Source organism: Ramlibacter sp., assembly GCF_013697775.1.
GTDB lineage: Bacteria > Pseudomonadota > Gammaproteobacteria > Burkholderiales > Burkholderiaceae_C > Ramlibacter.
This window is the reverse complement of the sequence record NZ_JACCWG010000165.1, coordinates 1-9674: the sequence shown is the minus strand read 5'-3', so window position 1 is coordinate 9674 and position 9674 is coordinate 1. Positions and strand designations below refer to the sequence as shown.

Below are 9674 nucleotides of genomic sequence, written 5' to 3'. Positions count from 1 at the left end.
GGCCATCGAGGCCACCGGCGCGCGGCGCGTCATCGTCACGCACGGCAGTTCGGCCGTGATGGTGCGCTACCTGCGCGAGCACGGCTGGCAGGCCGAGTCGTTCGAGACCGAGTACGGCGACGACGTGCTCGAGGCGGACCTGGCGCCACCGGCGGAGGAAACCTCCGCATGACCTACCTGCTCGTCAAGTGGCTGCACATCGTCGGCTCCACCCTGCTGTTCGGCACCGGCCTGGGCATCGCGTTCTTCGCCTGGTTCGGTTATCGCAAAGGCATGGAGCTGGGCGACATCGGCCTGATCCGCGGCGTGCTGCGCCTGACGGTGCTGGCCGACATGGTGTTCACCGCGACGGCTGCCGCGGTGCAGCCCGTCACCGGCTATGTGCTCTGGCGCATGACGGGCGGCCAATGGCCGGACCGCTGGATGGCCTGGGTGCTGGCGCTGTATGTGTTCGTCGGCGCCTGCTGGCTGCCGGTGGTGTGGCTGCAGGTGCAGTTGCGCAACGCCGCCGCGCAGGCGGCGACGGTGGGGCAGCTCGACGCGCGCTTCCATCGCCGCTTCCTGCTGTGGTTCGCGCTCGGCTGGCCGGCGTTCCTGGGCGTGATGGGCCTGTTCGCGCTGATGCTCACGCGCGGGTACTTCCGTTGACCGTCGCGGGCTGAACCATGCGCCGCTTCTCCCGCCTTTTCAGCGAGCTCGACGCGACGACATCCACCAACGAGAAGGTGGAAGCGCTCACGCGCTATTTCGACGAGGCGCCGCCGCGCGACGCCGCCTGGGCCGTGTATTTCCTCGCGGGCGGCAAGCCGCGGCAGGTGGTGAAAACGGCTTCGCTGGTGGGGCTGGCCTGCCGCATGGCGAACATCGAATACTGGCTCTTCGACGAGTGCTACCAGCAGGTCGGCGACCTGGCCGAAACCATCGCGCTGGTGCTGCCGCGCGGCGATGCGCCGTCCGACGTGGGGCTGGCCGAGTGGGTGGAAGACCGCCTGCTGCCGCTGCGCGGCATGCCCGACGAGGAAGTCGCGCAACGCGTGGCCGGCTACTGGCGGGAGCTGGACACGCTGGGCCGCTTCCTGCTGACCAAGCTGGTCGGCGGCGGCTTTCGCGTCGGCGTGAGCAAGCTGCTGGTGCAGCGCGCGTTGGCGGCCCACGCCGGGGTCGACGCCAAGCGCGTGGCGCAGCGCATGATGGGCTACACCGACGGCAAGCAGCCGCCGTCGCCCGAGCGCTACCAGGCGCTGATCGCCGACACGGGGCAGGCCGACAGCGAGCTGCGCGACCCTGGCCAGCCGTATCCGTTCTTTCTCGCGCACCAGCTCGATTTGCCGCCCGAGGTGTTCGCGCCGCGGCTCGGGCCGGTGACCGACTGGCTGGTGGAATGGAAGTACGACGGCATCCGCGGCCAGGTGGTCAAGCGCGAGGGCCAGGTCTGGGTGTGGTCGCGCGGCGAGGAGCTGGTGACCGAGCGCTTTCCGGAAATCGCGGCGCTGGCCGGGCCGCTGCCCGACGGCACGGTGCTGGATGGCGAAATCCTGGTGTGGCAGGAGGAGGCCGATGCCGAGACTGGCGAGATCGCCTGGCGGCCTGCGCCCTTCGCCTTGCTGCAGCAGCGCATCGGCCGCAAGAACCTCACGAAGAAGATATTGGCCGACGCGCCGGTGACCTTCATCTGCTACGACCTGCTGGAGCAGGCCAGCGAGGACATCCGCGGGCTGCCGCAGCGCGAACGCCGCGCGCGGCTGGAGGTGCTGCTGCAAGGCACCGGCTTTCGGCTGTCGCCGGTGGAAACCGCCGACTCCTGGGCGGCCTTCGCGCGCAAGCGCGCGCAGTCGCGCGAGCGCGGCGTGGAAGGCTTCATGCTCAAGCGGCAGGACGCCGGCTACGGCACCGGGCGCACCAAGGCCGAAGGCCTGTGGTGGAAATGGAAGATCGACCCCATGACCATCGACTGCGTGCTGATCTACGCGCAGGCCGGGCATGGCCGGCGTTCCTCCGTCTACACCGACTACACCTTCGCCGTGTGGAGCCGACAGCCGCAAGACAAAGCCGAGGCCGACGCGGTGCTCGCGGCCATCGCGAACAAGAAGCCGGCGCAGCCCGGCGCCTTGCAGCTGGTGCCATTCGCCAAGGCGTACTCCGGCCTCACCGACGAGGAGTTCCGGCAGGTGGACGCCATCATCCGCAGGAACACGCTGGAGAAGTTCGGCCCGGTGCGCAGCGTGAAGCCGAGCCTGGTGTTCGAGCTGGGCTTCGAAGGCATCAACCGCTCCACGCGCCACAAGAGCGGCATCGCCGTGCGCTTTCCGCGCATGCTGCGCATCCGCGGCGACAAGCCGCTGCACGAAGCCAACAGCCTGCAGGACCTGGAGGCCATGCTGCACTCCTGACAATCCGGCCGCCCGTGGGGAAAAGGGCCGGTGTTACGATCTTCCATGCTCATGAAAGCCGCTTCTTCCATGCCCCCCACGCCCGAAGACGAAGGCACGCCGGTCTCCGTGAAGATCCGCGAGCGCATCGTGGCCGCGCGCAAGCGCTTCCACTCCAACGACAACATCGCCGAGTTCATCCAGCCGGGCGAGCTGGAGGCGATGCTCGACGAGGTGGCGCAAAAGATGCAGGGCGTGCTGGACAGCATGGTCATCGACACGGTGAGCGACCACAACACCGGCGACACCGCGCGGCGCGTGGCCAAGATGTACCTCAACGAGGTGTTCCGCGGCCGCTACGTCAAGGCGCCGGCGATCACCGAGTTCCCGAATGCCGAGCACCTGAACGAACTGATGATCGTCGGCCCGATCACGGTGCGCTCGGCCTGCAGCCACCACTTCTGCCCGGTCATCGGCAGGGTGTGGATCGGCATCCTGCCCAACGAGCACACCAACGTGATCGGCCTGTCGAAGTACGCGCGGCTGGCCGAGTGGGTGATGGGCCGCCCGCAGATCCAGGAGGAAGCCGTGGTGCAGCTGGCCGACCTCATCATGGAGAAGACCCAGCCCGACGGTCTGGCCATCGTGATGGAGGCCACCCACTACTGCATGGCCTGGCGCGGGGTGAAGGACCTGGACAGCAAGATGATCAATTCGGTCATGCGCGGCGTGTTCCTGAAGGACCCGGCGCTGCGCCGCGAATTTCTCGCCCTGATTCCGCGCTGAGCGGAGTAGGATTCCGACATGCTGGTCCGTCTTCTCTATTGCAGTCGCGCTGTCGATACCAGCCCGCAAGCCATCGAATCCATCCTGTCGCAGGCGCGGCAGCACAACCCGGTCAGCGGCATCACCGGCATCCTCTGCTACGGCGGCGGCATCTTCCTGCAGGCCATCGAGGGCGGGCGCATGCAGGTGAGCGAGCTGTTCGGTTTTATCCAGAAGGACGTGCGCCACAAGGACGTGGCGCTGCTGCACTACGAGGAAATCTCCGAGCGGCGCTTCGGCGGCTGGACCATGGGGCAGGTCAATATCTCCAAGCTCAACCAGTCGATCCTGCTGAAGTATTCCGAAAAGCCTGAACTGGATCCGTACGGCGTGTCGGGCAAGGTGTCGCTGGCGCTACTGAAAGACCTGATGGCCACGGCCGCCATCTGCGGACGGGTCTGAACCACTTCGCGCCGCGATGAAGGGCCGCCTGCGCCGCACGCTCGCCTGGGGGGACTGCGATCCCGCGGGCATCATCTACTACCCCACCTACTACCGCTGGATGGACGCGGCCAGCTGGAACCTCGTCGCCGCCGCCGGCTACGACGCCGGACGCATGCGCGCCGAGCAGTTCACCCTGCCGCTGGTGGATTCCGCCTGCGCCTTCATCGCCTCGCCCACCTGGGGCGACGAATGCGTGGTGCTGTCCGAAGTCTCGCGCTGGGGCCGCAGCTCGTTCACCGTGAGCCATGAGATCGCGATGGCCGCCGACGGCCGCGTGCTGGCGCGCGGCAGCGAGTCGCGCGTGTGGTGCCGCTACACGGCCGGGCCCGGCACGCCGCTGGCCAGCATCGCCATTCCCGATGCGGTGCGCGCGGCCCTGGCACCCGCGTGACGGGCACGGCATCGCCGCCGCTGGTCGGCTGCGATTTCTCCAGCGCGCCGACGCGGCGCAAGCCCATCGTGCTGGCGTTCGGCACGCTGGTGGGGGCACGCGTGGTGCTCCAGCGGCTGGAGAGGCTGCCGACCCTGCAGGCGTTCGGCGACTGGCTGGCCGCGCCGGGCGACTGGATCGGCGGCTTCGACTTTCCGTTCGGCCTGCCGCGCGAACTGGTCGAGAACCTGGGCTGGCCGCTGCAATGGCGCGATTGCATGCGCCACTACGCGGGCCTCACACGCGCGCAGATCCGCGACACCTTCGCCGCGTATTGCGACGCGCGCCCGGTGGGCGGCAAGTTCGCGCACCGCCGCTTCGACAAGCTGGCCGGCTCCAGCCCGTCGATGAAATGGGTGAACCCGCCGGTGGCCTACATGCTGCATGCGGCCGTGCCGCTGCTGCTGGAAGCGGGCGTCGACATTCCCGGCCTGCATGCGGGCGATCCGCGGCGCGTGGCGCTGGAAGCGTACCCGGGGCTGCTGGCGCGCGAGCTGCTCGGCGCGCGCAGCTACAAGAGCGACGACAAGGCCCGGCAGACGCCCGAACGCCTGATCGCGCGCAAGGACCTGCTCACCACCCTGGAGCATGGCGGCACGCGGCTGGGCCTGCGGGTGAAGCTCACGCACGCGCAGCGCGACGCGCTGGCCGACGACGCCAGCGGCGACAGCCTGGACGCCGTGTTGTGCCTGGTGCAGGCCGCGTGGGCGCATCGCCAGGGTGCGCCGCGCTACGGCCTGCCGCCGGACCTCGACCCGCTGGAAGGCTGGATCGTGAGCGCGTGACGCGTCATGGTGCACATCGCCCGTGCGCGCGCGCATGCAGCTAAAAAGCCGCAGCAACAAAAGGTAAAACCATAAGCTCAGCAGCAATATCGCTAAGAGCGGCTAACAAAAACGGTGTCATCGGCAACTCTGGTTGGAGCGTTTGCCGACGCATGGGACGAACAAGAGCAAGAGATCAGCGCGGCGCTGTTCAAGAAGATTGCGCCCTTGCTGCCCGTTGTGGCGCCCTCGCCCAAAGGAGGCCGCCCGCGCGTGAGCGACGAGATGGCCCTCAACGGCATTCAGGACCGCATCGCGCGCGAGGGCGTGGAGCGCAACGACAGGCTGGGACGCCACCGCTGGGTGGTGGAGCGAACCCATGCATGGCTGGCCGCCTTGGGCAAGCTGCGCATCCGCTTTGAGCGCCGTATCGATGTTCATCTTGCCTTGCTGTCCCTGGCTTGCTGCGTCATCTGCCTGCGAACCTTGCAGCCGTTTTGTTAGCCGCTCTTAAGCTCGACGTCTGAAGGCGCACCGCCTGCGGGCTGGGTTGCTGCGCAGCAGCTGCCCAGGGCCTGCAGCGTTTCCGCGTCGGTGCGGTACATGCGCAGCAGCAGCCCCGGCTTGAGCGCGCCGGCGCGTTCCAGTACCCGCTCTACCGGCAGCTTGATGCCGCTGATGTGCAGCACGATGTCGCGCGCCTGCAGCGCCTTGCGCAGCTGCGCGAAGGTTTCCACGCCGGTGGCGTCGATGCGGTTGATCGGCTGCGCGAACAGGCAGACGTGGCGCACCTGCGGGTGTACCGCGATGTGCTCGGTGACGGCGCGCTCCAGCGCCGTGGCCGAGGCGAAGTCCAGCGCGTCGTCCATGCGCAGCGCATACAGGGCAGGCGCCAGCGGCGGCAGGTGCCACAGGTGGCGGTCGCGCAGGCTGCCGTCCGGATGCAGGCCGATCTCGATGATGCGCGGGTGCAGCCGGTTGTAGAGGAAGTGCGCCAGCCCCATGACCACGCCGGTGAGCACGCCCCAGTAAATGCGCGGCGCCGTCAGCAGCGTCACGCCGAAGGTGGTGAACGCGATCACCGCCTCCACCCGGTCGATGCGGCGCAGCGCGAACAGGGTGCGCGGCTTGAACAGGCTGGACACCGCCGCGACCACCACCGCCGCCAGCGCCGCCTGCGGCACCGGCGCCAGCGCCGGCGTGAAGAACAGCAGCACCAGCAGCACCACGCAGGTCACCGACACGGTGGCCCAGCCGGTTTTCGCCCCCGAGTACAGCGTGATGGCCGAGCGCGAGAACGAGGTGCTGGTGGGGAAGCTGCCGCACAGGGCCGAAGCAAGCTTGCCCATGCCCTGGCCGATCAGGTCCTGGCTGGCGTCCCAGCGCTTGCCGTCGTGCTGGCTTTCGATCTTGGCGCTGGCCGCCATCTCCAGCGAGCTCACCAGCGCGAGCACCAGTGCCGGCACCAGGAGTGAGCCGAGCGCGTCCCAGGTCGGCAGCGCCGGCCAATACAGCGAGGGCAACCCGGCCGGCAGCGCGCCGACGACCTTGCCGCGCGCGGCGTAGTCGCTCCAGGCGCTCACCGCGCCGGCGGCGGCCAGCACTACCAGCACCATCGGCACCCGTGGCGCATAGCGTTTGCCCAGCACCAGCAGCGCCAGGCTGGCCATGCCGTAGCCAAGCGTTTCGTAGTGGACCGGCGGTACGGCCTGCAGCCATTCGCGCCAGGCGCCGTGCAGCCCCAGCAGCGAGGGCAGTTGCGAGCCGATGATCAGCAGCGCCGCGGCCTGGGTGAATCCCGACAGCACCGGCGTGCTCACCAGGTTCAGCATCCACGATGCGCCGCTCGCGCCGACGGCGAACTGCATCAGGCCCGACAGCAAACCGAGCCAGACGGCCAGCGCCACCCAGTCGGTGCTGCCAGGCTGCGCCAGTGTCAGCAGGGAAGCGCCGACCAGCACGCTGCTGAGCGCGGAAGGTCCGACCGACAGGCGGGTCGAGCCGCTGAACAGCACGGAGATCAGGGTCGGCAGGAATGCGGCATAGAGGCCGGCCACCAGCGGCATGCCCGCCAGGCCGGCATAGGCGACCGACTGCGGAATCATCACCACCGCGACGGTGAAACTGGCGAGGACTTCGCCGCGCAGCAGGCTCAGGGTGGGACGCGGCCAGCGCAGGAAGGGCAACCAGCGGTACAGCTCATGCATGCGGGAAGTATGCCTTGCGATGCGCGCGGCATCAGCGCTGCGGCATGTCCTTGGCCGAATAGCCCAGGCTCACGGTCGCGTCCTGCGGGATCGGCGGCATGGTGAGGTTCCACGCCTCCCAGGCATCGCGCAGCTGCGCGAGCCGCGCCGGGTCGCGGCCGGCCAGGTTGGCGCGCTCGCGCTCGTCGGCCGGAATGTCGAACAGGTAGTCGTGGCCGTCCACGCGCAGGTACTTCCAGTCGCCGTCGCGCAGCGCGCGCTGGCCGCGGTGGTTCATGCGCCAGAACAGCGGCCGCGCGAACGTGTGCGCCGGATCGCGCAGCACCGGCAGCAGCGACACGCCGTCCAGCGGCCAGGCCGGGTCGGCCGCGGCGCCGCAGGCCTCCAGCATCGTGGCCGACCAGTCCATGGTCATGCAATGCTGGCCGCTCACGCCGCCGGACGCGATGGCCGCCGGCCAGTGCGCGATCCACGGCACGCGGATGCCGCCTTCGGTGAGGTCCATCTTGCCGCCCACCAGCGGCCAGTTGTCGGAAAAGCGTTCGCCGCCGTTGTCGCTGGTGAAGACCACCAGCGTGTTGTCCGCCATGCCGTGGCGCCGCAGGGCGTCCATCACCCAGCCGATGCCCTCGTCCATATGGTGGACCATGCGGCGGTAGGTGTGGATGTTGCCGCCGTGCAGGTGGAACAGGTTGTCCTTGACCTCCTGCGCCAGTGCCGCGTCGTCGCGCGTCTCCCAGGGCCAGTGCGGCGCGGTGTAGTGCAGGCTGAGGAAGAAGGGCGCCGGCTGCGCCGCCATACTGTCGATATAGTCCACCGCGCGGCGCGAGAGCAAGTCGGTCAGGTAGCCGTCCTCGCGCTGCTGCGCGTCGCCGCTCCACAGGTCGTGCTGGCCGGTGCTGCTGCAGTGGGTGAAGTAGTCGACGCCGCCGGACATCGGGCCGAAGAATTCCTCGTAGCCCGAACGCAGCGGCCCGAAGCTGGGCGGATAGCCGAGATGCCACTTGCCGACCAGGGCCGTGCGGTAGCCGGCGCCGCGCAGCAGCGAGGGCAGGGTGGGATGCTCCGGCGGCAGGCCCAGCGTGGTGCTGCCGCGGCTCTTGCTGTTGATCGGCTCTTCCGCCGCGCCGCGCAGCCGGTACTGGTAGCGCGCCGTCATCAGCGCGAAGCGCGTGGGCGAGCACACCGGCGAGTTGGCATAGCCCTGCGTGAAGCGCAGGCCGTTGGCGGCCAGGCCGTCCAGCACCGGCGACACCGCGCCGAACGCCGCGTCGCGCCCGCCGTAGCAGCCCAGGTCGGCGAAGCCCAGGTCGTCGGCGACGATGAAGACGACGTTGGGCCGCGCGTCGCGCGCTCCTTGCATGGGCGCCGCCGTGCTCACGGCTGGTAGCCCGACTTGCGCACCACCGGCGCCCATTGCGCGCGGTAGGCCTTGAGCATGGCCGCGGTCTGCGCCTGCGAACTGACCACCGGCGTCATCTTGGCGTCGGTGAACTTGCGCTGCGTGTCGGGATCGCGCATGGCGTCCTGGATGGCGGCGGCGTACTGCGCGACTTTCTCGCGCGGCATGGCGGCCGGCGCGAAGAACGCGTTCCAGCCGGTCGCCACCAAGTCCAGCCCGGCCTCCTTGAAGGTCGGCACGCCGGGCGCGGTGGGCGAGCGCTTCGCGCCGGAGATGGCCAGGATGCGCAGCTTGCCGGCATCGTGCTGCGGCAGCAGCGTGTCCAGCGTATCGAAGGCCACCGGCACCTGGCCGCCCAGCAGGTCGGTCAGCAGCGGCCCCGAGCCGCGATAGCCCACCACCTGGGCCTGCACGCCGGCTTTTTCGCCGGTCATCAGCGCGAAGAAGTGCGGCAGGCTGCCGGTGGCCGGCACGCCGAAGTTGGCCTGGCCGGGATTGGCGCGCAGCCAGGCCAGCAGGTGGCTGAGCTCGCGTACCGGCACCGCCTGCGCCACCGCCAGCGCGAACTCGTAGTCGTTGACGTGCGACACCGGCACGAAGTCGCGCTCGGGGTCGTAGCCGTTGTCCTTGAACACCAGCGGCGCCACCACCATCACGGCCGGATTCGCCACCATCAGCACGTTCTGCCCGGCCGGCGCGGCGCGCAGCTGCTGCGCCGCCAGTCGGCCGCCCGCGCCCGGCTTGTTCTCCACCACCACCGGCATACCCAGGCGGGCCTGCAGCTTCTCGCCGACGATGCGCGCGACGCGGTCGGTCGAGCCGCCCGGCGCATAACCGACCACGATGCGCAGCGTGGTGTCCTGCGCGTGCACGGCGGTGAGGCTGGCCAGCAGGCCGGCGGCAAGGAGAGCGGCAAGGAGGGTGGTTCGGCGCAGCATGGCGGTCCTTCGCGTTGGGGTCCGTGCCCACTGTATTGCGCGGACAATCGATTGTTCAAATCAATCATCCCCCGCACAAACCCCCATGCCCGCCTGCCGCCTGGCCGAGCCCGCCGCGCTGGACGACCTGCTGCTCTACCGCATCAGCCGCCTGCGCGCCGTCGCCGGCGGCATGGTGGTGCGCCTGTGCGAAGGGCGGTTCGGCATCACCTGGCGCGAGTGGCGCGTGCTGGCGTTGCTGGCGCAGGAAGAGGGGCTGCTGTCGTCGCAGCTGGCCGAGCGCGCGCAGCTCGAT

General features: G+C 69.5%; 9 protein-coding genes and 3 pseudogenes. 9 read left to right on the top strand and 3 right to left on the bottom strand.

All coding sequences use genetic code 11. The features are described 5' to 3' along the window. The 8 genes and pseudogenes from H0U68_RS08370 to H0U68_RS08335 form a co-directional block, all read left to right on the top strand. Positions 1 to 172, top strand: a pseudogene (locus tag H0U68_RS08370) (DNA ligase-associated DEXH box helicase); the annotation flags it as partial. Next, positions 169 to 648 carry a DUF2269 domain-containing protein gene (locus H0U68_RS08365; RefSeq protein ID WP_296354528.1) on the top strand — a complete coding sequence of 160 codons (480 nt, stop codon included), beginning with the start codon at positions 169 to 171 and terminating at the stop codon, positions 646 to 648. The pseudogene H0U68_RS08370 and the gene H0U68_RS08365, both read left to right, overlap by 4 nt. 17 nt (positions 649 to 665) lie before the next feature. Next, entirely contained in the window at positions 666 to 2390 is a 1725-nt protein-coding gene (locus tag H0U68_RS08360) for an ATP-dependent DNA ligase (RefSeq protein WP_296354527.1), read from the top strand. A 45-nt stretch (positions 2391 to 2435) separates the two neighbouring features. Then, positions 2436 to 3155: a GTP cyclohydrolase I gene (gene folE / locus H0U68_RS08355; RefSeq protein ID WP_296354524.1), complete on the top strand. Its 720-nt coding sequence runs from the start codon at positions 2436 to 2438 to the stop codon at positions 3153 to 3155. Between the two features lie 18 nt (positions 3156 to 3173). Then, a complete protein-coding gene (locus H0U68_RS08350; RefSeq protein ID WP_296354522.1) occupies positions 3174 to 3596 on the top strand; it encodes a BLUF domain-containing protein in 423 nt (140 codons plus the stop codon). A 16-nt stretch (positions 3597 to 3612) separates the two neighbouring features. Then, positions 3613 to 4029 carry an acyl-CoA thioesterase gene (locus H0U68_RS08345; RefSeq protein WP_296354520.1) on the top strand — a complete coding sequence of 139 codons (417 nt, stop codon included), beginning with the start codon at positions 3613 to 3615 and terminating at the stop codon, positions 4027 to 4029. Beyond that, the gene (locus H0U68_RS08340) at positions 4026 to 4853 is read left to right on the top strand and encodes a DUF429 domain-containing protein (RefSeq protein WP_296354518.1); all 828 of its coding nucleotides are present in this window, start codon (positions 4026 to 4028) and stop codon (positions 4851 to 4853) included. Before H0U68_RS08345 ends, H0U68_RS08340 begins: the two co-directional genes overlap by 4 nt. A 288-nt stretch (positions 4854 to 5141) precedes the next feature. Further along, a pseudogene (locus tag H0U68_RS08335) lies at positions 5142 to 5336 on the top strand (transposase); the annotation flags it as partial. Here H0U68_RS08335 and H0U68_RS08330 read toward each other — a convergent pair. The 3 genes from H0U68_RS08330 to H0U68_RS08320 are packed head-to-tail and all read right to left on the bottom strand — an operon-like array spanning position 5333 to position 9379. After that, entirely contained in the window at positions 5333 to 7039 is a 1707-nt protein-coding gene (locus H0U68_RS08330; protein ID WP_296354516.1) for a SulP family inorganic anion transporter, read from the bottom strand. The pseudogene H0U68_RS08335 and the gene H0U68_RS08330 overlap by 4 nt on opposite strands. A gap of 31 nt (positions 7040 to 7070) precedes the next feature. Continuing rightward, entirely contained in the window at positions 7071 to 8402 is a 1332-nt protein-coding gene (locus tag H0U68_RS08325; protein WP_296354514.1) for a sulfatase-like hydrolase/transferase, read from the bottom strand. A 14-nt stretch (positions 8403 to 8416) separates the two neighbouring features. Further along, positions 8417 to 9379, bottom strand: coding sequence for a Bug family tripartite tricarboxylate transporter substrate binding protein (locus H0U68_RS08320; RefSeq protein ID WP_296354512.1), 963 nt, complete (start codon positions 9377 to 9379; stop codon positions 8417 to 8419). Between the two features lie 85 nt (positions 9380 to 9464). On the opposite strand from H0U68_RS08320, the pseudogene H0U68_RS08315 reads away from it, so the two are divergent. Then, positions 9465 to 9674, top strand: a pseudogene (locus tag H0U68_RS08315) (MarR family transcriptional regulator); the annotation flags it as partial.

Excerpts from the sequence above, each read along its gene's own strand:
- H0U68_RS08365 (WP_296354528.1), top strand. The coding sequence starts at position 169 with ATGACCTACCTGCTCGTCAAGTGGCTGCACATCGTCGGCTCCACCCTG.
- H0U68_RS08360 (WP_296354527.1), top strand. The coding sequence starts at position 666 with ATGCGCCGCTTCTCCCGCCTTTTCAGCGAGCTCGACGCGACGACATCC.
- folE (WP_296354524.1), top strand. The coding sequence starts at position 2,436 with ATGCTCATGAAAGCCGCTTCTTCCATGCCCCCCACGCCCGAAGACGAA.
- H0U68_RS08350 (WP_296354522.1), top strand. The coding sequence starts at position 3,174 with ATGCTGGTCCGTCTTCTCTATTGCAGTCGCGCTGTCGATACCAGCCCG.
- H0U68_RS08345 (WP_296354520.1), top strand. The coding sequence starts at position 3,613 with ATGAAGGGCCGCCTGCGCCGCACGCTCGCCTGGGGGGACTGCGATCCC.
- H0U68_RS08330 (WP_296354516.1), bottom strand. The coding sequence starts at position 7,039 with ATGCATGAGCTGTACCGCTGGTTGCCCTTCCTGCGCTGGCCGCGTCCC.
- H0U68_RS08325 (WP_296354514.1), bottom strand. The coding sequence starts at position 8,402 with ATGCAAGGAGCGCGCGACGCGCGGCCCAACGTCGTCTTCATCGTCGCC.
- H0U68_RS08320 (WP_296354512.1), bottom strand. The coding sequence starts at position 9,379 with ATGCTGCGCCGAACCACCCTCCTTGCCGCTCTCCTTGCCGCCGGCCTG.